Genomic DNA, 19,734 nt, shown 5'->3' with positions numbered 1-19,734 from the left:
CGTGCGATCCCCGCTCTGCCTGATCGCCGCCGGCGGGACCGGCGGCCACATGTTTCCCGCCCAGGCGCTGGCCGAGGTGCTGTTGGCGCAGGGTTGGCGGGTCAAGCTGTCCACCGATGAACGCGGTGCGCGCTATGCCGGCGGCTTTCCCGATGCCGTCACGCGCGAGGTTGTGACCTCGGCCACCACCGCGCGGGGCGGGCTGATGGGCAAGCTGGGCGCGCCCTTCAAGATCGCCTCGGGGGTGATGGCCGCGCGCCGGGGTTTTGGCGCCGACCGGCCGGCCGTGGTGGTGGGCTTTGGCGGCTATCCGACGATTCCGGCCATGGCCGCGGCGGTCAGCATGGGCATCCCGCGCATGATCCATGAACAGAATGGCGTCATGGGCCGGGTGAATGCGCTCTTTGCCCCGCGCGCGAACCGCGTGGCCTGTGGCACCTGGCCGACCGCGCTGCCGCCCCGTGTCACGGGGATCCATACCGGCAACCCGGTGCGCCGGGCGGTTCTGGACATGGCCGGCGCGCCCTATACCCCGCCCTCGGACGAGGGGGCGCTGAACCTTTTGGTGATCGGCGGCAGTCAGGGTGCGCGGGTGCTGTCGGACGTGGTCCCCGAGGCCATTGCCGGCCTGCCCGACGATATCCGCGCCCGGCTGAAGGTCAGCCATCAGGCCCGCGCCGAGGACGCCGCCCGCGTCACCGCCGCCTATGTCGCGGCCGGCATTACCGCCGAGGTCCAGCCCTTTTTCGACGACGTGCCGCGCCGGCTGGCCGAATGCCAGCTGGTGGTCAGCCGCTCGGGCGCCTCGTCGGTGGCCGATATCGCGGTGATCGGGCGTCCGGCGATTCTGATCCCCTATGCCGCCGCGACCGGCGACCATCAAACCGCGAACGCCCGCGCCCTTGCCGAAGCCGGCGCGGCAATCGTTTTGCCCGAATCAGTGCTTGACGCCGAGAGCCTCAGGCGCGACATCCGGGCGATCCTTACCGAAGGCGCCCGTGCCGGCCAGATGGCCGCCGCCGCCTTATCGCTGGGCCGCCCCGACGCGGCCGAGCGCCTTGCAGAGCTAGTGACGGAACTGACCCGATGAACGCAGCGACCAAACTTCCCGGAGAACTGGGGCCTATTCATTTCATCGGAATCGGTGGCATCGGCATGTCGGGCATCGCCGAGGTGCTGATGACGCTGGGCTATTGCGTGCAGGGTTCGGACGCCAAGCGGTCCAAGATCACCGACCGGCTGGAAAGCCTGGGCGCCACCATCTTTGAGGGGCAGCGCGCCGAAAACATCGGCGATGCGGGCGTCGTCGTCATCTCGACCGCGATCAAGAAGGGCAATCCCGAACTGGAAGAGGCCCGCCGCCGTGGCCTGCCGGTCGTGCGCCGGGCCGAGATGCTTGCCGAACTGATGCGGCTGAAATCCAACGTCGCCATCGCCGGCACCCATGGCAAGACCACGACCACGACCATGGTCGCCACGCTTCTGGATGCGGGCGGGCTGGACCCGACCGTCATCAATGGCGGCGTCATCCACGCCTACGGCAGCAACGCCCGCGCCGGCGCCGGCGAATGGATGGTGGTCGAGGCCGACGAATCCGATGGCAGCTTTAACCGCCTGCCCGCGACCATCGCCATCGTCACCAATATCGACCCCGAGCATATGGAACATTGGGGCAGCTTCGATGCGCTGCGTCAGGGGTTTTACAATTTCGTTTCGGGTATTCCCTTCTATGGTCTGGCCGTCTGCTGCACCGACCACCCCGAGGTGCAGGCGCTGGTCGGCAAGCTGACCGACCGCCGTGTCGCGACCTTTGGCTTCAACGCCCAGGCCGATGTGCGGGCGATGAACCTGCGCTATGAAAACGGCGTCGCGCATTTCGACATCGCCTTGCAGGGCGAGGCCGAGCTGCATGATGGCGAGGTTCCGGTGATCGAGGGCTGCACCCTGCCGATGCCGGGCGATCACAACGTCTCGAACGCGCTGGCCGCTGTGGCCGTTGCCCGCCATCTGGGCATGAAACGCGCCCAGATCCGCGAGGCGCTGGCCAAATTCGGCGGTGTCGGCCGCCGGTTCACCCGCGTGGGCGAGGTGAATGGCGTCACCATCATCGACGATTACGGCCACCATCCGGTCGAAATCGCCGCCGTGCTCAAGGCCGCGCGCCAGTCGAGCAAGGGCCGCGTCATCGCCGTGCATCAGCCGCATCGCTATTCGCGGCTGTCGAACCTGTTCGACGATTTCTGCACCTGTTTCAACGAGGCCGATGTCGTCGCCATCGCCGAGGTCTATTCGGCGGGCGAGGATCCGATCCCCGGCGCCTCGCGCGACGATCTGGTCGCCGGGCTGATCGCGCATGGCCATCGCCATGCCCGCGCCGTGATCGACGAAGAGGATCTGGCCCGGCTGGTGCGCGAACAGGCGCGTCCGGGCGATATGGTCGTCTGTCTGGGCGCCGGCACGATTTCGGCCTGGGCCAACAATCTTCCCGAACGCCTTCAGGAGAAGGCGGCGTGAATCCGATTGTGATGCACCCGCTGGTCGCCATGCTTTTGGCCATGCTCTGGGTCGCGCTGGCCTGCATGCTGCCGCTGTTTCGGCATCGTACGCGGCCGCTGATCCTGGCGGGGCTGGTGGTGTTCGGGGTGCCGGTGCTGGGCTGGCTGACCTATCTGGCGGGGCCGGCCTGCGGGGTGCTGTTTCTGGCGCTTGGCCTGTCGCTTTTGGCATGGCCGCCGGTCGAGCATTGGCGCCGCCGCCGGCATCTGGCCGCCGAACGTGGATCGCATTGAGCCCCGGGCGCATGGCCGCGAGATCCCGTGCATCGCGGGGCTTGGTTGGCCCGTGATTCGCGGTTATGGCGCGGACGCCCCGCTGTCGCTATGATTATATTGCATTATTTTCTAGCGGTCCCGATTGGTCGCTGAATAAAGCGATGCTTATCAATTCCTTGACCCCGACCCGGCGATATTTCGCCGATCTCTGCGTATATTGCAGAAAGTTTTACTAAATTTTGCTAGACCGTGACGCGCCGGACAGGGTCGCGCGGCATCGCAGGATGCGGCGACGGCATATTGGGGCCGGATGATGCCGAAAAGGCCATCCCGGTCCGGTTGATTTTGAAAGGACAATGAACATGGTACGCAAACTTGGTACGGCCGCATCCGAGGTTCTGACCGGCGGCGCGGGGCGCGATTATCTTTCGGGGCTGGCGGGCAATGACACGCTTTACGGTCTGGACAGCCACGACACGCTGCTTGGCGGCGATGGCAATGACAAGCTGATCGGCGGCGGCGGCGCGGATGCGCTGTTCGGGGGCAATGGTCGCGACCATCTGCATGCCGGTCTGGGCGATGACAAGCTGGATGGCGGCGCGGGGGATGACACCATGTACGGCGCCAACGGTCATGACGATCTTGAGGGCGGTTCCGGCAAGGACATGCTTTGGGGCGGCAATGGCAATGACGAGATCGACGGCGATGCCGGCAACGATTTCCTCGCCGGTGAGGCGGGCAACGACACGCTGGACGGCGGTTCGGGCAATGACGTCCTTGCAGGTGGTGCCGGGGCGGATGTGTTCGAGTTCGAACGCGGCAATGGCAGCGATGCGGTCCGGGATTTCCAGAACGGCCTCGACCGGCTGGAATTCGACGATTTCAGCCGCGCGCAGGTGCAGCTGGTGATCCGCGCCGCCGCGCAGGTCGGCGACAATATCGTGATGGCGCTGGGATCGGACACCTATGTGACCATCAAGGACATGCAGCTTTCGCAGTTGGATATCAACGACTTCGTGTTCTGATCACCTGCGGGGCAGGGCGCACCTGCCCCGCATCGGCCTGGCCGGTTGCTTTGGCCGCCGCGCTGTTTCATCTTGTCGCAGGGGCGGGACGCAAGCTTGATCCGCCACCCGGCCGGGGGCTAGTCTCTGGCACCGGAACGACAAGGGGGCCCCGCATGTCTCTATGGCAATCTCTGATCCTGGCGTCGCTGGCGGCCTTTACGCTGCCGGGGCTGATGGGGTGGGTGCTGGCGCGGCGGCGCGGGCTACAGGTGTTCTGGGGCAGCCTGATCTTTGGCGCGCTGGTCATGCTTTACGGTTGGGTCACCGCCCGGCCCACGCTGACCCCCGAAGTGGCGGGCATGCATACGATCGTAATCTATTTCCTGTTGCTGCCGGCCTTCATGTCGCTTGTGCTGGGGGCAATTCTGGGCGCGTGGCAGCACCGTCAGGCGATGCCCTGAGCCGGGGCGATCCGATCCCCGGCGCCGGTTGATGCCGGCCGCCCCAATGGGCGTGCGCGGCGTGTTGACGGCCCGCGCAAGGCTGGCTACCACCGCGCCATGATGCAGCAGCAGCTTCCAACACCTCGCGGCGCGCTGACGCCGAACCGGCCGCTCGACGGCCTGACCTGGCTGCGCGTGGGCGGCCCGGCCGACTGGTTGTTCCAGCCCGCCGATCAGGACGATCTGGCGGCGTTTCTGCGCGCGCTGGACCCGGCCATGCCGGTTATTCCGATCGGCGTCGGTTCGAACCTGATCGTGCGCGATGGCGGTGTGCGCGGCGTCGTGATCCGTCTGGGACGCGGCTTTGCCGATATCGTGATCGATGGCCAGATGGTCACCGCGGGCGCGGCGGCGCTGGATGCGCATGTGGCGCGCAAGGCGGCGGCGGCCGGGCTGGACCTGACATTCCTGCGCACCATTCCGGGCAGTATCGGCGGCGCCGTGCGGATGAATGCGGGCTGTTATGGCGCCTATCTGGCCGATCATCTGGTTTCGGTCCGGACGGTGGCGCGCGACGGCACGGTCCATGATCTTGCGGCGGCCGATCTGCGCTTTGGCTATCGCCATTCCGACCTGCCCGAGGGGTGGGTCATCACCCATGCCGTACTGCGTGCCGATGCGGGCGATCCCGCCGAACTGGACGCCCGGATGGAGGATCAGCTCGCCCGCCGCGATGCCAGCCAGCCGACCCGCGAACGCAGCGCCGGCTCGACCTTTCGCAATCCGGCGGGCTTTTCCTCGACCGGACGGGCGGATGATACGCATGCATTGAAGGCATGGTCGCTGATCGATGCGGCGGGCCTGCGCGGGCACCGGCTGGGCGGCGCGCAAATGTCTGAAAAGCATCCGAACTTTCTGCTCAATACCGGCGGGGCGACCGCCGCCGAGCTTGAGGCGCTGGGGGAATTGGTGCGCGCGCGCGTGCGCGAAACCAGCGGCCATGACCTGCAATGGGAAGTGATCCGCCTGGGCGAGCCGTAATCCGCCCGATCCCACCGGATTCCATGAAAATATCGCCCGGAACGCGAAAAGGGACTTTTGCGATTCCGACCAAGCGGCTATCCTGTCCAAATAGAAACGCACCGGATCAACCGGGCGAATGAGGCGGAAATTGGTGGGCAGGTCGAGCAGGACAGCCCCGAAAGTCGTGGTCCTGATGGGCGGACCCTCGGCCGAACGCGAAGTGTCGCTGTCGTCCGGGCGGGAATGCGCGCAGGCGCTGCGGCAGGCGGGGTATGATGTTACCGAACTGGATGCGGGCAGGGATCTGCCGGCGCGTCTGGCCGAGATCGGGCCTGACGTGGTGTTCAACGCCCTGCATGGCCGCTGGGGCGAGGATGGCTGCGTTCAGGGCGTGCTGGAATGGCTGGGCCTGACCTATACGCATTCGGGCGTGCTGGCCTCGGCGCTGGCGATGGACAAGGCCCGCGCCAAGACCGCGTTCCGCGAGGCCGGCCTGCCGGTTCTGGAAAGCGTGATCGCCGATGCGGATGATGTGCGCGCGCGCCATGTCCTGCCGCCGCCCTATGTGGTCAAACCCAATAACGAAGGCTCGTCCGTCGGCGTCTATATCGTCCACGAACTGGCCAATTCGCCGCCGAATCTGTCGGATCAGATGCCGGCCCAGGTCATGGTCGAAACCTATGCCCCGGGGCGCGAGCTGACCGTGGCCGTGCTGGGCGACCGCGCGCTTGGCGTGACCGAGATCGTGACCACCGGCTGGTACGATTACGACGCGAAATACAAACCCGGCGGGTCGCGCCATGTGATCCCGGCCGAAATCCCCGAAGAGATCGCCGCCGCCTGCCGTGATTATGCGGTGCGCGCGCATCAGGTTCTGGGTTGCCGGGGCCTGTCGCGCAGCGATTTCCGCTGGGACGATACGCGCGGGCTGGACGGCCTGATCATTCTGGAAACCAATACCCAGCCCGGCATGACGCCGACCTCGCTTGCGCCCGAACAGGCCGCCCATGCCGGCATGGACTTTCCCGCCCTGTGCAGCTGGATCGTCGAGGAGGCGCGATGCAGGGACTGAACCCCTTTGCCCGTGGCCAGGGCGATCGCGGTCGTCCGGCGCCGGTGCGCCATGCCCCCTTGCGTCCCGAACCCACGCCGCAGCGCGCGGCGCGCCGCGATCCGGCGCCGTCGCGGCTGGCTTACCGGCTGAACCGGATGATGCTGCGCCCGATCATGCGCCGGCTGGTGCATATCGGCATTCCGGCCTTTCTGGCGGTGCTGGTCGCGGGGATCTGGCTGTCGGATGAAACCCGGCGCGCCAATCTGACCGGCGGCATCGACAGCATTGTCGACAAGGTTCAGCACCGCGAGGCGTTCATGGTCAAGATGATGACCATCGAGGGCGCTTCGCCGGTCGTGGACAAGGGGCTGCGCGCCATGCTGCCAGTGGCGCTTCCGGCATCGAGCTTTGACATCGACCTTGATAACCTGCGCGAACGGGTGCTCAAGCTGGATGCCGTCGAGGCGGTCGAACTGCGCATCAAGCCCGGCGGCATCCTGTCCGCCACGGTGACGGAACGCGTGCCGGTGGTGCTGTGGCGTCATGCGCGCGGGATCGAGCTGTTGGACAAGACCGGGCACCGCGTTGCCTCGGCCACCTCGCGCGAGGTGCGCAAGGATCTGCCGATCATCGCCGGCGAGGGCGCCGACCGCGCCACCCCCGAGGCGCTGGCGCTGATCGACGCGGCCGGCCCCGTGCTGCCGCGTCTGCGCGGGCTTGAACGCATGGGCGAACGGCGCTGGGATCTGGTTCTGGACCGGGGTCAGCGCATCAAGCTGCCCCCCGAGGGGGCGTTGCAGGCGCTGGAAAGCGTCATCGCGCAGGACCGCGCGCAGGCCATGCTGGACCGCGACATTTCGGTCGTCGATCTGCGCCAGAAGGCGCGCCCGGTGGTGCGTCTGGGGCTTGAAGCGCAAAACGCCATCCGCCGCGCCCGTGGACAGCCAGAGCTGGATGCCGAGGGCAATCCGATCGACAAGGCCGCCATCGCCAAAGCCAATAAAAATTCCAAGAAAATCTGATAATGAATTGAGAGGGCAGGGAAAATGAGGGATCTGTGTCAGGGCCAGCGGGCAATGCGGAACATGCGCCGACAGGCCATGCAGCGCGGCGTCATCGCGGTTCTGGACATCGGAACCTCGAAAATCGCCTGTCTCGTGCTGCAATTCGACGGTCCCAGCCAGTTTCGTGAAACCGACGGCGTCGGGCCGATGGCCGGGCAGTCGAATTTCCGCGTCATCGGCACCGCGCATACCCGTTCGCGCGGCCTGCGCTATGGCGAGATCCAGACCATGGCCGAGACCGAGCGCGCGATCCGCACCGTGATCCAGTCGGCGCAAAAGGTGGCCGGGGTGCGTGTCGATCACGTCATCGCCTGCATTTCCGGGGCGCGGCCGGCCTCATACGGGCTGGCGGGCGAAATCGTGCTGAGCGCGGGCAAGGTGACCGAACAGGACGTGGCGCGGGTGCTGGGCGCCTGCGACGTGCCCGAATTCGGCCGTGGCCGCGAGGTGCTGCACGCCCAGCCGGTGAATTTCGCCGTGGACGGGCGTTCGGGCCTGTCCGATCCGCGCGATCACTCCGGTGACCGGCTGGCCTGCGACATGCATGTGCTGACCATCGACGGGGATGCGGCGGGCAATCTGGTCCATTGCATCCGGCGCTGCGACATGGAGCTGGCGGGCGTGGCCTCGGCATCCTATGCGGCGGGGCTTGCGGCGCTGGTCGAGGATGAACAGGAGCTGGGCGCGGCCTGTATCGATCTGGGCGGCGGCGCCACGGGCGTTTCGGTTTTTATCAAGAAACACATGATCTTCGCCGACGCAGTTCGATTTGGTGGAGAGTTGATCACCCAGGATATCGCCAAGGGGCTGCGGGTCAGCCACAGCGTCGCCGAGCGGCTGAAAACCCTGCATGGCGGGCTGGAAGCCACCGGGCGCGACGACCGCGAGATGATCCAGCTGGGCGGCGAAACCGGCGATTGGGAAACCGACCGCCGCAGTGTCAGCCGCGCCGATCTGATCGGCATCATGCGCCCCCGCGTCGAGGAAATCCTTGAGAAAGTGGGTGAGATTCTGGACGCATCCGGCTTTGATTTCATGCCTTCCCGTCAGATCGTGCTGACCGGCGGCGGCAGTCAGATCCCGGGGCTGGATGTACTGGCGGCGCGCATGCTGGGCCAGAATGTGCGCATCGGCCGGCCCTTGCGTATCCAGGGCTTGCCCCATAACGCGACGGCGCCGGGATTTTCCTCGGCCATCGGTCTGGCGCTGCTTACGGCCCATCCCCAGGACGAATGGTGGGATTTCGACATGCCCGCCGAGGCCTATCCGGCGCGCAGCCTGCGCCGCGCCTATCGCTGGTTCCGAAACAACTGGTAGTTGAAGGGAACCCCAATCCGGTGGTGGTGGCGACAAGCCCCACCAGATGCTGGAGAATGGGCAAGATGCCGCCTATACCTGCCCGCCAGACCGCCATATTTTGTATTACAGCCGTGTTTTTCGGGTGACGCTGGACGCGAATCTGGCTAGGCTTGGACCAATTAAGGGATTCGACCGGGCGGGACGTCCGGCGCAAACATGACGAGGGCAGGCGAGACATGGAACGGCAGATCCATCTGATGCTGAACGATGACCAGGAGCTGAAGCCGCGCATCACCGTTTTCGGCGTGGGTGGGGCAGGCGGCAACGCGGTCAACAACATGATCGACAAGCAGCTTGAGGGTGTCGAGTTCGTGGTCGCGAACACCGACGCGCAGGCATTGCAGTCGTCCAAGGCCGAAAGCCGCATCCAGATCGGCCCGAAAGTGACCGAAGGCCTTGGCGCAGGCGCGAAACCCTCGATCGGCGCGAAAGCCGCCGAGGAAACCATCGAGGACATCGTCGACCATCTGATGGGCGCGCATATGTGCTTTATCACCGCCGGCATGGGCGGCGGCACCGGCACCGGCGCCGCCCCGATCATCGCGCAGGCCGCGCGTGAAATGGGCATCCTGACCGTCGGCGTGGTGACCAAGCCCTTCCAGTTCGAAGGCAGCAAGCGCATGCGTCAGGCCGAAGAGGGCGTCGAGGCTCTGCAAAAGGTCGTCGACACGCTGATCATCATTCCGAACCAGAACCTGTTCCGTCTGGCCAACGAAAAGACCACCTTCACCGAAGCCTTTGCCATGGCCGATGACGTGCTCTATCAGGGCGTCAAGGGCGTGACCGACCTGATGGTGCGTCCGGGCCTGATCAACCTCGACTTCGCGGACGTGCGCGCCGTGATGGACGAGATGGGCAAGGCGATGATGGGCACCGGCGAAGCCTCGGGCGAGAACCGCGCCGTGCAGGCCGCCGAAAAGGCCATCGCCAACCCGCTCTTGGACGAAATCAGCCTGAATGGCGCCAAGGGCGTGCTGATCAACATCACCGGCGGCTACGACCTGACCCTGTTCGAGATGGACGAGGCGGCCGAGAAGATCCGCGAAAAGGTCGATCCCGAGGCGAATATCATCGTCGGCTCGACGCTGGACCCGTCGCTGGACGGCGCCATCCGCGTGTCGGTCGTGGCGACCGGCATCGATGCCTCGGCCGCAGAGCTTCCCGCCCCGCGCCGTGGCATGAAAGAGCCGCTGACCCAGAACCCGGTCGTGGCCCAAAAGCCGGCCGAGGACGATCTGCCGGTGCCGCCGCGCCGTACCGCGCCCGTGGCCGAAATGGACGAGACGCCGGTCGCGCGCGCGCCCCAGCCCACCGCCCGCTATGAGGCGCCCGCGCCGCGCTATGACGAAGACGACATGCCGCGCCCGGCCTATCAGCCCGAAACCCGCCAGCCCGAGCCGCGTCCCGCGCCGGCCGCACAGGCGGATGCGCTGAACGGCGATGCCGGCGGCTTTGTCGCGCCGACCCGCCGCGCGCCGCAGCAACAGCCCGCCGGCACGCCTTCGGATGCGGTGATGCAGCGCCTTGCCGCCGCAGTCCAGCGCGCCCCCGAACGTCAGGCCGCCGCCCAACAGCGCAGCCAGGCCCAGCCCCCGCAACCGCAGCAGCCCGCCGCCGACACCACGCGCAATCCCAGCCGCATGGGTGGTCTGTCGCGCATGCTGGAACGCATCTCGGGTCATGGCGAACAGGCCGAAAAGCCCAGCCCGGCGACCATCGCCGAGCGCGTGAACGAACGCGTCGCCGCCCGCTCGCGCAGCGGTTTCGATGCCGGTTTCGACGATCTGGCCAGCCCCGACCGGGCCGATGACAATGTCGAAATTCCGGCTTTCCTGCGCCGTCAGGCCAACTGAACCGTTCACAAGTTTTTTGCAGATGCAACCAAAGGGGCCGATCCATCGGCCCCTTTTCCGTTGATATTCAGATCTTTGACCGGCATCGGCATGGCTCCGCCCGGCCTGGCGGGCGATTGTTACATGCCGTCACAATTCGTTAGTTGAGTGCCGGGGCACCTGTGCCTAACTGAACATGAGCCGGGGACATGGATTCCCGAGCATAACAGTGAATTCAGAAACGGCAGGCAGGCCATGCAGACGACAATTGCACAGAAAGCCCGGTTCCGCGGTGTGGGATTGCACTCAGGTGCGGCGGTGCGGCTGGCGATTCTGCCGGCGCCGGTCGATCATGGCATCGTCTTCGTGCGCACCGATCTGGGCGGCGTGCGGATTCCCGCCCGCTGGGACATGGTGTCGCCCTCGCAGCTTTGCACGCTTCTGGACAATGGCGAGGGGGTCACCGTCTCGACGGTCGAGCATGTGATGGCGGCGCTGGTCGGCACCGGCATCAACAATGCCGTGGTCGAGGTGAACGGCCCCGAGATCCCGATTCTGGACGGCTCGTCCGCACCCTTCGTGCAAGGCATCCTCGAGGCCGGCCTGCGCAAACAGATCGACGCACCGCTGCGTGCGATTCGCCTGTTGCGCCCGGTCGAGGTCCGCCATGGCGAGGGCTTTGCCCGGCTGTCGCCCGCCGATCACCTCGAGATCCATTTCGACATCGACTTTGCCGATGCTGCGATCGGTCATCAGGTAAAGCGGCTGGATATGGCCAATGGCACCTTTGTCCATGAGCTGATGGACAGCCGCACCTTCTGCCGTCAGGCGGATGTGGTGAAGATGCAGGAAAACGGTCTGGCGCTTGGCGGTACCTATCTGAACGCGGTTGTGATCGACGGCGATAAGGTGCTGTCGCCCGGCGGCCTGCGCCATCAGGACGAGGCCGTGCGCCACAAGATGCTGGACGCCGTGGGCGATCTGGGGCTGGCCGGGGCGCCGCTTCTGGCCCGCTATACCGGCCATCGTGCCGGCCACGCGATGACCAACAAGCTTTTGCGCGCCCTGTTCGCCCAGCCCGATGCCTGGGAATGGGTGGTTCTGACCCCGGCGATGGAAAGCCGGCTGCCGGGCGCGGGCGTGGTTGGCTCGGCCGCGCGGATGATGCCGCATATGCCGGAACTGGCCGTCGCCTAAGGGTGATGGCCGGACGGTGATTTTTCCGCTTTTGGCATTTTGCGCAGCCAGATTTTCTGTGCTAGGACGACCGGGCTGCGCAGGCTCATATCCCTGCGGGGTGGCATAGGATTCTGACGGGCAGGGTGGAATGACGGGTATCAGATCGGGTTACTTGGTCGCGGCTGTGCTGTCGGTCGGCCTTCTTGCTGGCTGTGGTGGTCGGGGCGGCGATGTGCCCGAATCGTTAGAGAATTTCACCGCCGAAGAAATCTACAAGCGCGGCGAATACGAGCTCGAGAATTCGAGCAAGCCCAAGGATGCGGTGAAATACTTCACCGAGGTCGAGCGGCTTTATCCCTATTCCGACTGGGCCAAGCGCGCGCTGATCATGCAGGCCTATTCCTATCACCGCGCCCGCGACTATGAAGAGGCGCGGGGCGCCGCCCAACGGTTCATCGACACCTATCCGGGCGATCAGGATGCGGCCTATGCGAAATACCTGCTGGCGCTATCCTATTACGATCAGATCGACGAGGTGGGCCGCGACCAGGGCCTGACCTTCCAGGCGCTGCAATCGCTGCGCGAGGTGATCGAGGAATATCCCAATACCGAATATGCGCGCTCGTCGATCCTGAAATTCGATCTGGCCTTCGACCATCTCGCGGCCAAGGAAATGGAGATCGGGCGCTATTATCTCAAGCGCGGGCATTACACCGCCGCCATCAACCGCTTCCGCGTCGTGGTCGAGGATTATCAGACCACGTCCCACACGCCCGAGGCGCTGATGCGGCTGGTCGAGGCTTATCTGGCGCTTGGTCTGAACGATCAGGCCCAGACGGCGGGTGCGATTCTGGGCCATAACTTCCGGTCCTCGCCCTTCTATCAGGATGCCTATGCGCAGCTGCGCGGCCATGGTCTGCAACCCGAGGCGCGCGGCAACAGCTGGCTGACCGGGGTTTACCGTCAGGTCGTTCAGGGCAAGTGGCTGTAAGGGGCGATGCTCCGGCATCTCGACATTCGTGACATGCTGTTGATCGACCGGCTGGAGCTTGCGTTCCAGCCGGGCCTGAACGTGCTGACCGGCGAAACCGGTGCCGGCAAGTCGATCCTGCTCGACTGCCTTGGCTTTGTGCTGGGCTGGCGCGGGCGGGCCGATCTGGTGCGCAGCGGCGCAAGCCAGGGCGAGGTGACCGCCGTTTTCGATCTGCCGCCCGGCCATCCCGCGCGCACGGTTCTGGACGAGGCGGGTTTTCCGGTCTCGGACGAGCTGATCATCCGCCGCGTCAATGGCGGGGACGGGCGCAAGACCGGCTGGATCAACGACCGCCGCGCCTCGGGCGAGGTGCTGCGCCTGTTGTCGGAAACGCTGGTCGAATTGCATGGCCAACATGATGATCGCGGACTTTTGAACCCGCGCGGGCATCGGCTTTTGCTGGATGCCTTTGCGGCGCTGGATCCGGGGCCGGCGCGGGCCGCATGGGCCGCACGGCGCGAGGCGCGCGCCGCGCTCGAGGCCGCCGAGGCGGTACTGGCGGCCGCCAAAAGCGAAGAGGAATTCCTGCGCCATGCCGTGGCCGAGCTGGACAAGCTTGACCCGCAACCCGGCGAAGAGGGTGAGTTGGACACCCGCCGCCGCGCCATGCAGGGGGCCGAACGCATCCGCGAGGATGTCGCCCGCGCCCTGCAAGCGCTTGGCGCCGAGGGGGCCGAGGGCGCGATGCTGGATGCGCTGCGCTGGCTCGACGGGGCGGCGGAACGCGCCGAGGGCCGGCTCGAGGCGCCGTCGACGGCGCTGCAACGGGCGCTGATCGAACTGGGCGAGGCGGTTTCGGGCGTTGAGGGCGCCTTGCAGGCGATGGATTTCGACCCCGGCGAGCTTGAAACCACCGAAGAGCGGTTGTTTGCCCTGCGGGCCCTAGCGCGCAAGCATGACGTTCTGGCCGACGAGCTGGCCGGTCTGGCCGATGAATTGCGCGCCCGGCTGGGCCGCATCGATGCCGGCGAGGGACAGCTGACGCGGCTTGCCGCCGAGGTGGCGGCGGCGGATGCGGACTATGACGCGGCGGCGGCGGCCCTGACCGCGCAGCGGGCAGCGGCGGCCAAACGGCTCGATGCCGCGATGGCGGCCGAACTCGCCCCCCTCAAGATGGAGCGCGCGGTCTTTGAGACCCGTCTCGCCGAGGCCGATCCCGGCCCCGAGGGGCGGGATGCCGTGGTCTTTACCGTGGCGACCAATCCGGGCGCGCCCGCCGGGCCGCTGGACCGCATCGCCTCGGGGGGCGAGCTGTCGCGTTTTCTGCTGGCGCTGAAGGTTTGTCTGGCGCGCGGGAATGACGCGCTGGTGCTGATTTTCGATGAAATCGACCGGGGTGTCGGCGGGGCCACCGCCGATGCGGTGGGGCGCCGGCTGGCGCAGCTGGCGGATGGGGCGCAGGTTCTGGTCGTCACCCACAGCCCGCAGGTCGCGGCCCTGGGGAACAATCATTTCCGGGTGGCGAAATCCGTGACTGCGGGCATGACCACCTCGCATGTGGCGGCGCTCGACAAGGCAGAGCGCACCGAGGAAATCGCCCGGATGCTGGCGGGCGAGGAAATCACCCCCGCCGCCAAGGCCGCCGCGCGCGCGCTTTTGGCCCCTCGGGGTTAGGTCGGTTCTGGTTCGGCCATTTCCGACGCGGCCATTCCCGACGCGGCCAGTCCAAATCGGGCAATTCCAAAATCCGTCCCGTTCAAATCCGTCCCGTCCCGGTCCGGCCATCCTAATCCAGAATGCGATCCACCTGCCGGATGATCGACAGCACGCGCCCGGTCGCGGGGTCAAAGCGGATCAGGCGGTCGTTGACGATGCCATAGGCGCTGCCTGCCGGTGCCTGGCTCATGCCGTAAAGCCCGGGGCGGGTGACGCGGTGCAGGGTGTCTGCCTTGACCGTATGGCCGACCTGCGGGATGGCGGCCTTGCCCTCTCCGCCGGTGCTGGCCATGGCCGCGCCAAGCGTCGGAGAGGGGCTTTCCTTGCCCGGTTGCTCGGCCAGCGCCACGGTCCCCAGGGCGATGACCGCCCAGAGGATCAGGATCAGATTGTGACACTTGCTCAGCATGGGTTCCGGCCCGGCATAGCTTGATTAATACAGGACAACGCCGCAAAAGGGAAAAGGCTCCCTCGGGATGTCAAGAAATCAGCTGTCGCGATGGCGTGCCGAAAACCTTGGCAGCATGGCCGAGAAATCGCGGCCCCGGCCATCCTCATCCTCGACGAAATGGCCGTAAAGCGCGGCGGCAAGCTGGCCCATCGGGGTGTCGGCATCGGCCGATTCCGCTGCCTGCTGGCTCAGCCGCAGATCCTTGAGCATCAGCTCGGCGGCGAAACCGGGCTTATAGCCGTTATCGGCCGGCGATTGCGGCCCCACGCCCGGCGCCGGGCAATAGGCGTTCATCGACCAGCTGTAGCCCGAGCTGGTCGAGACCACATCGAACATCTTTTGCCGGTCGAGCCCCAGCTTGTCGGCCAGCGCGAAGGCCTCGCAGGTGGCGATCATGGTGACGCCAAGGATCATGTTGTTGCAGATCTTGGCGGCCTGCCCGGCACCCGATGCGCCGCAATGGACGGCCTTCTGGCCCATGATCTCGAAAAGCGGCGCGACCTTGGCGAATGCCGCATCCGTGCCGCCGACCATAAAGGTCAGCGTCCCCGCCGCAGCCCCGCCGATCCCGCCCGAGACCGGCGCGTCCAACGCGCCCAGCCCTGCCGCGCCGGCCTGATCGGCCACGGCGCGGGCGCTGTCGACATCGACGGTCGAACAGTCGCAAAGCACCGCGCCCGGGGCCATGGCCGGGATCACCTCATCGGCGACGGCGCGCAGGATGGCGCCATTGGGCAGCATGGTGATGACCACATCGGCGCCGGTTGCGGCGGCATGGGCGCTGTCTGCGCGAGTGACGCCGTCGGGCATCGGCGCGCTCAGATCAAAGCCCGCGACCTCATGTCCGGCCCGCGCCAGATTGGCGGCCATCGGCCCGCCCATGTTTCCCAATCCGATGAAACCGATCCGCATCATGCATCCTCCCAGGTGATTTCATTCGGCCCCAGCGATGACAGCATATGCGCGACATGCGCGGGGCTTGCATCCGCGGCCCATTTCGGGCTGCGGTCCTTGTCGATGATCTGGGCGCGCACGCCCTCGAGAAAGTCGCCCTCGGCGGTGGTGCGGGCGGTAAAGCGCATCTCGCGGGCCAGACTTTGGCGAATGCTGCGATCGCCCCGCGCGGCCCTGACCAGTGCCAGCGTGGCCGCCATCGACAGGGGTGAGGCACGGCGCAGCGGCTTCAGCGTCTCGTCATCGCCCGCCGCCTCAAGCGCGGCGATGATGTCGGCCACGCTATCGCCGGCAAAGGCCGAAAGGTCGCGAGCCTCCAATGCGGATGGCGGGACGGGGTGATCCGTGATCACATCCGGGTCGCCGGTTTCGGCCAGCCGCTCGATCAGGGCCGGCCATTCCGGTTCCGGGACATAGCTGTCGGCAAAGCCCGCCCAGATCGCATCGCCCGGTCCCATGCGCGCGCCGGTCAGGCCCAGATATTCGCCCGCCTCGTCGGGGGCATGGGCGAGGATCCAGCTGCCGCCGACATCGGGAATCATGCCGATGCCGGTTTCGGGCATGGCCACCTGGGTGGTGTCGCCGACGATGCGATGGCTGGCATTGCCGCCGACGCCGACGCCGCCGCCCATGACAAAGCCCTGCATGAAGGCGACGATGGGTTTGGGATATTCGGCGATGCGGGCGTTCATGCGGTATTCGTCGCGAAAGAATGCGCGCCCGACCTCATGATCGCCCGCCCTTGCGGCGTGATAAAGCGCGGCAATGTCGCCGCCGGCGCAAAAGGCGCGATCCCCCTGGGCGTCGATGACGATCAGCGCCACCTCGGGATCGTCGCGCCAGGCGCGAAGGGCGGCGTCGATCTGCAAGGCCATCTCATGGCTCAGCGCATTCAGCGCCTGCGGGCGGGTAAAGGTGATGCGACCGGCGCGGCGGTCCTTGCGGGTTTCCAGATCGGCCATCAGTCACGCTCCGCCAGCAATGCGCGGCTGATGATCAGCCGCATGATTTCGTTGGTTCCTTCAAGGATCTGATGCACGCGCAGATCGCGCACGATCTTTTCGATCCCGTAATCGGCAAGATAGCCATAGCCGCCATGCAGTTGCAGGCATTGGTTTGCAACTTCAAAGGCGCGATCCGTCACATAAAGCTTGGCCATGGCGCAGAATTTGGCGGCGTCGCGGTCGCCCCGATCCAGCTTCCATGCCGCCTGACGCAGGAAGATGCGCGCCGATTGCAGCGCGGTTTCCGCCTCGGCCAGCCGGAATTGCAGCGCCTGAAACTGATCGAGCGTCTGACCGAAGGCGCGGCGTTCGCCCATATAGCGCAGGGTCGCGTCCAGCGCCGCCTGCGCGCCGCCAAGGGCGCCCGCGCTGATGTTCAGCCGCCCGCCGTCAAGGCCGGCCATGGCATAGGTAAAGCCGCGCCCTTCCTCGCCGATCAGGTTTTCGTCCGGGATCAGGCAATCGTCGAACTGGACCTGCGCGGTCGGCTGTGCCTTCCAGCCCATCTTGTGTTCCAGTGCGCCAAAGGACAGGCCGGGCGTGCCCGTCTCGACCACCACGGTCGAAATGCCGCGCGCACCGTCGCCCCCGGTCCGCACCATGACCAGATAGGCGTCCGAATAGCTGCCCCCCGAGATAAAGGCCTTGGTCCCGTTCAGCCGCCAGCCGCCATCGACGCGTTCGGCGCGGGTGCGCAGGGCGGCGGCGTCGGACCCCGATCCCGGCTCGGTCAGGCAATAGGAAAACACCTTATCCATGCGGCACAGCTCCGGCAACCAGCGCGCCCTGTTGGCGGGGGTGCCGAATTTGTCGATCATGCCGCCGCACATATTGTGGATCGACAGGAACGACCCGACCGAGGGACAGGCCATGGCCAGCGCCTCGAAGACCAGCGTGGCGTCCAGCCGCGAAAGCCCGGTGCCGCCGAAATCCTCGTCGACATAGACCCCGCCAAGGCCCAGCTCGGCGCAGCGGCGCCAAAGATCGCGCGGGATGGTGCCGGCCTCTTCCCAGGCGCGGGCATGGGGGGCGATATGTTCGGCGCCGAAATCGCGGGCCATGTCGAAAATGGCCAGCTGTTCCTCGTTCAGTGCGAAATCCATGATCTTCCCTTCATGTCTTTCGTGCAGCTTCTGACGCGGAAATGTTGCGTGAATTTTGCACGCGCCGATTGGAAACGGGCGAGGGCATGTTCCGCCCCCGCCCGCAACGATCAGTCCAGCGCCTTGAAGTTCAGCGCCGCGCCATCCTTGATCCCCGAGAACCAGCGCGAGGTGACGGTCTTGGTCTTGGTGTAAAAGCGGAAGGCGTCCGGGCCATATTGGTTCAGGTCGCCGAATGCCGACTTTTTCCAGCCGCCAAAGCTGTAATAGCTCAGCGGCACCGGGATCGGGAAGTTGATGCCGACCATGCCCACATTCACCCGGCTGGCGAAATCGCGCGCGGTGTCGCCATCGGCGGTAAAGATCGCGGTGCCGTTGCCATAGTCGTTGTCCATGACCAGCCCCAGCGCATCCTCATAGCTTTGGGCGCGCACGGTGGTCAGGACCGGGCCAAAGATCTCTTCCTTGTAGATGTCCATGTCGCGAGTGACGCGGTCAAACAGCGACGGGCCGCAGAAAAAGCCGTTCTCGTAGCCCTGAATTTTCAGCCCGCGGCCATCGACGACCAGCTCCGCGCCCTGATCCACGCCCGAGGCGATCAGCCGGTTGATGCGGTCCTGCGAGGCCTTGGTGATGACGGGGCCGAAATCCACGTCATTGCCGCCAGTATAGGGGCCGACCTTCAGCTTTTCGATGCGCGGCACAAGACGCTCGATCAGCGCGTCGGCGGTGGCTTCACCCACCGGAACCGCGACCGAAATCGCCATGCAGCGTTCGCCCGCCGCGCCGAAACCGGCCCCGATCAGCGCATCCGCCGCCTTGTCCATATCGGCGTCGGGCATGATCAGCATGTGGTTCTTGGCGCCGCCGAAGCACTGCGCGCGCTTGCCGTTATTGGCGGCGCGGCCATAGATATATTGCGCGATGGGGGTCGAGCCGACAAAGCCCACGGCCTGAACCGTCGGGTGATCCAGAATCGCGTCGACGATTTCCTTGTCGCCATTGACCACCTGCAACACGCCGTCGGGCAGGCCCGCCTCTTGCGCGAGCTTCGCCAGCGCGATCGAGGTCGAGGGCACGCGTTCCGAGGGTTTAAGGATCATGGCGTTGCCCGAGGCCAGCGCCGGGCCCATCTTCCACAGGGGGATCATCGCCGGGAAGTTGAAGGGGGTGATGCCCGCGACCACGCCAAGCGGTTGGCGCATGGCATAAAGGTCGATACCGGGGCCGGCATTGTCGGTATATTCGCCCTTGAGCATGGCGGGCGCGCCCATGCAGACCTCGATCACCTCAAGGCCGCGCTGCACATCGCCTTTCGCATCGGGCAGGGTCTTGCCATGCTCGCGCGAGACCAGTTCGGCCAGCATGTCCATGTTCTGGTTGATCAGGTCGCCGAATTTCATCATCACCCGCGCGCGGCGCTGGGGGTTGGTGGCGGCCCAGGCGATCTGGGCTTTCGCGGCGCTCTGGATGGCGGCGTCCAGCTCGGCCGGGGTGGCCAGCGGCACCCGCGCGATCACTTCGCCGGTGGCGGGGTTATAGACATCGCTGAAGCGGCCCGAAGTACCTTTGACTTCCTTGCCGTCGATCCAGTGGTTCAGTTCCTGCATCTCATCCTCCCATGGGTGGAAATTCATCTTGGGCGGAATGTACAGCTGCATCCTTGCCGGGCAAAGGGGAAGTCTGGCAAAAGGGTTTTGCGTTTTTGCAAAGCTCGGCGAAGGTTGCCGGCGACAGGACTGGCGACCGGATTGGCGATTGGGCCAAGGCCGGGGCCAGCGACAGCGGCGGGCACGAAAGG

The 19,734-nt window shown here is 66.1% G+C and carries 18 protein-coding genes; 13 read left to right on the top strand and 5 right to left on the bottom strand.

All coding sequences use genetic code 11. The features are described 5' to 3' along the window. The first annotated feature begins 1 nt into the window (after position 1). The 13 genes from ACFOMH_RS00550 to recN all read left to right on the top strand — a co-directional run bounded on the left by ACFOMH_RS00550 (position 2) and on the right by recN (position 14,379). A complete protein-coding gene (locus ACFOMH_RS00550) occupies positions 2-1,090 on the top strand; it encodes a UDP-N-acetylglucosamine--N-acetylmuramyl-(pentapeptide) pyrophosphoryl-undecaprenol N-acetylglucosamine transferase (RefSeq protein WP_377742367.1) in 1,089 nt (362 codons plus the stop codon). After that, positions 1,087-2,514 carry a UDP-N-acetylmuramate--L-alanine ligase gene (murC, locus tag ACFOMH_RS00545; RefSeq protein ID WP_374425854.1) on the top strand — a complete coding sequence of 476 codons (1,428 nt, stop codon included), beginning with the start codon at positions 1,087-1,089 and terminating at the stop codon, positions 2,512-2,514. The genes ACFOMH_RS00550 and murC overlap by 4 nt, the downstream gene beginning before the upstream one ends. Continuing rightward, on the top strand, positions 2,511-2,789 hold the full coding sequence (locus tag ACFOMH_RS00540) for a DUF2484 family protein (RefSeq protein WP_374425853.1): 279 nt from the start codon (positions 2,511-2,513) through the stop codon (positions 2,787-2,789). The genes murC and ACFOMH_RS00540 overlap by 4 nt, the downstream gene beginning before the upstream one ends. Before the next feature lie 344 nt (positions 2,790-3,133). Then, complete coding sequence (locus ACFOMH_RS00535; protein WP_377741922.1) at positions 3,134-3,796, top strand: calcium-binding protein; 663 nt, start codon at positions 3,134-3,136, stop codon at positions 3,794-3,796. 155 nt (positions 3,797-3,951) lie between these two features. Beyond that, positions 3,952-4,239, top strand: a complete 288-nt coding sequence (locus ACFOMH_RS00530) for a hypothetical protein (protein ID WP_374425851.1) — start codon at positions 3,952-3,954, stop codon at positions 4,237-4,239. Positions 4,240-4,341: 102 nt separating this feature from the next. Next, complete coding sequence (gene murB, locus ACFOMH_RS00525) at positions 4,342-5,262, top strand: UDP-N-acetylmuramate dehydrogenase (RefSeq protein ID WP_377742366.1); 921 nt, start codon at positions 4,342-4,344, stop codon at positions 5,260-5,262. 130 nt (positions 5,263-5,392) lie between these two features. Continuing rightward, complete coding sequence (locus ACFOMH_RS00520; protein WP_374425965.1) at positions 5,393-6,316, top strand: D-alanine--D-alanine ligase; 924 nt, start codon at positions 5,393-5,395, stop codon at positions 6,314-6,316. Continuing rightward, entirely contained in the window at positions 6,304-7,320 is a 1,017-nt protein-coding gene (locus ACFOMH_RS00515; protein WP_374425850.1) for a cell division protein FtsQ/DivIB, read from the top strand. Before ACFOMH_RS00520 ends, ACFOMH_RS00515 begins: the two co-directional genes overlap by 13 nt. 24 nt (positions 7,321-7,344) lie before the next feature. After that, the gene (gene ftsA / locus ACFOMH_RS00510; protein WP_377741919.1) at positions 7,345-8,679 is read left to right on the top strand and encodes a cell division protein FtsA; all 1,335 of its coding nucleotides are present in this window, start codon (positions 7,345-7,347) and stop codon (positions 8,677-8,679) included. A gap of 218 nt (positions 8,680-8,897) precedes the next feature. Further along, complete coding sequence (gene ftsZ, locus ACFOMH_RS00505) at positions 8,898-10,574, top strand: cell division protein FtsZ (protein WP_374425848.1); 1,677 nt, start codon at positions 8,898-8,900, stop codon at positions 10,572-10,574. Between the two features lie 234 nt (positions 10,575-10,808). Then, on the top strand, positions 10,809-11,750 hold the full coding sequence (gene lpxC / locus ACFOMH_RS00500) for a UDP-3-O-acyl-N-acetylglucosamine deacetylase (RefSeq protein WP_377741917.1): 942 nt from the start codon (positions 10,809-10,811) through the stop codon (positions 11,748-11,750). Positions 11,751-11,880: 130 nt separating this feature from the next. Further along, a complete protein-coding gene (locus ACFOMH_RS00495; RefSeq protein ID WP_374425846.1) occupies positions 11,881-12,723 on the top strand; it encodes an outer membrane protein assembly factor BamD in 843 nt (280 codons plus the stop codon). A 6-nt stretch (positions 12,724-12,729) separates the two neighbouring features. Further along, the gene (recN, locus tag ACFOMH_RS00490; protein ID WP_377741914.1) at positions 12,730-14,379 is read left to right on the top strand and encodes a DNA repair protein RecN; all 1,650 of its coding nucleotides are present in this window, start codon (positions 12,730-12,732) and stop codon (positions 14,377-14,379) included. 112 nt (positions 14,380-14,491) lie between these two features. Here the strand turns inward: recN and ACFOMH_RS00485 are convergent, their stop codons facing one another. The 5 genes from ACFOMH_RS00485 to ACFOMH_RS00465 form a co-directional block, all read right to left on the bottom strand. Beyond that, a complete protein-coding gene (locus ACFOMH_RS00485) occupies positions 14,492-14,830 on the bottom strand; it encodes a hypothetical protein (RefSeq protein ID WP_377741912.1) in 339 nt (112 codons plus the stop codon). Between the two features lie 78 nt (positions 14,831-14,908). Next, a complete protein-coding gene (gene mmsB, locus ACFOMH_RS00480; protein WP_377742363.1) occupies positions 14,909-15,784 on the bottom strand; it encodes a 3-hydroxyisobutyrate dehydrogenase in 876 nt (291 codons plus the stop codon). Then, positions 15,784-16,788 carry an enoyl-CoA hydratase/isomerase family protein gene (locus tag ACFOMH_RS00475; RefSeq protein WP_377741910.1) on the bottom strand — a complete coding sequence of 335 codons (1,005 nt, stop codon included), beginning with the start codon at positions 16,786-16,788 and terminating at the stop codon, positions 15,784-15,786. The genes mmsB and ACFOMH_RS00475 overlap by 1 nt, the downstream gene beginning before the upstream one ends. After that, positions 16,788-17,933 carry an acyl-CoA dehydrogenase family protein gene (locus ACFOMH_RS00470; RefSeq protein WP_377741908.1) on the bottom strand — a complete coding sequence of 382 codons (1,146 nt, stop codon included), beginning with the start codon at positions 17,931-17,933 and terminating at the stop codon, positions 16,788-16,790. The genes ACFOMH_RS00475 and ACFOMH_RS00470 overlap by 1 nt, the downstream gene beginning before the upstream one ends. A 110-nt stretch (positions 17,934-18,043) precedes the next feature. Continuing rightward, positions 18,044-19,543 (bottom strand): CoA-acylating methylmalonate-semialdehyde dehydrogenase, encoded by a 1,500-nt coding sequence (locus ACFOMH_RS00465; RefSeq protein ID WP_377742361.1) that lies wholly within the window; start codon positions 19,541-19,543, stop codon positions 18,044-18,046. Positions 19,544-19,734 lie beyond the last annotated feature (191 nt).

The sequence above is a fragment of the Paracoccus mangrovi genome, from assembly GCF_042648425.1.
GTDB lineage: Bacteria > Pseudomonadota > Alphaproteobacteria > Rhodobacterales > Rhodobacteraceae > Paracoccus > Paracoccus mangrovi.
Note: the sequence above shows the minus strand (reverse complement) of the source record. Positions and strands in the feature narration are given on the sequence as shown.

Bases quoted from the DNA above. Each gene is read 5' to 3' on its own strand.
- ACFOMH_RS00515 (WP_374425850.1), top strand. From the start codon at position 6,304: ATGCAGGGACTGAACCCCTTTGCCCGTGGCCAGGGCGATCGCGGTCGT.
- ftsA (WP_377741919.1), top strand. From the start codon at position 7,345: ATGAGGGATCTGTGTCAGGGCCAGCGGGCAATGCGGAACATGCGCCGA.
- murB (WP_377742366.1), top strand. From the start codon at position 4,342: ATGCAGCAGCAGCTTCCAACACCTCGCGGCGCGCTGACGCCGAACCGG.
- ftsZ (WP_374425848.1), top strand. From the start codon at position 8,898: ATGGAACGGCAGATCCATCTGATGCTGAACGATGACCAGGAGCTGAAG.
- ACFOMH_RS00465 (WP_377742361.1), bottom strand. From the start codon at position 19,543: ATGCAGGAACTGAACCACTGGATCGACGGCAAGGAAGTCAAAGGTACT.
- ACFOMH_RS00485 (WP_377741912.1), bottom strand. From the start codon at position 14,830: ATGCTGAGCAAGTGTCACAATCTGATCCTGATCCTCTGGGCGGTCATC.
- recN (WP_377741914.1), top strand. From the start codon at position 12,730: ATGCTCCGGCATCTCGACATTCGTGACATGCTGTTGATCGACCGGCTG.
- murC (WP_374425854.1), top strand. From the start codon at position 1,087: ATGAACGCAGCGACCAAACTTCCCGGAGAACTGGGGCCTATTCATTTC.
- ACFOMH_RS00495 (WP_374425846.1), top strand. From the start codon at position 11,881: ATGACGGGTATCAGATCGGGTTACTTGGTCGCGGCTGTGCTGTCGGTC.
- ACFOMH_RS00470 (WP_377741908.1), bottom strand. From the start codon at position 17,933: ATGGATTTCGCACTGAACGAGGAACAGCTGGCCATTTTCGACATGGCC.
- lpxC (WP_377741917.1), top strand. From the start codon at position 10,809: ATGCAGACGACAATTGCACAGAAAGCCCGGTTCCGCGGTGTGGGATTG.
- ACFOMH_RS00535 (WP_377741922.1), top strand. From the start codon at position 3,134: ATGGTACGCAAACTTGGTACGGCCGCATCCGAGGTTCTGACCGGCGGC.
- mmsB (WP_377742363.1), bottom strand. From the start codon at position 15,784: ATGCGGATCGGTTTCATCGGATTGGGAAACATGGGCGGGCCGATGGCC.
- ACFOMH_RS00530 (WP_374425851.1), top strand. From the start codon at position 3,952: ATGTCTCTATGGCAATCTCTGATCCTGGCGTCGCTGGCGGCCTTTACG.
- ACFOMH_RS00475 (WP_377741910.1), bottom strand. From the start codon at position 16,788: ATGGCCGATCTGGAAACCCGCAAGGACCGCCGCGCCGGTCGCATCACC.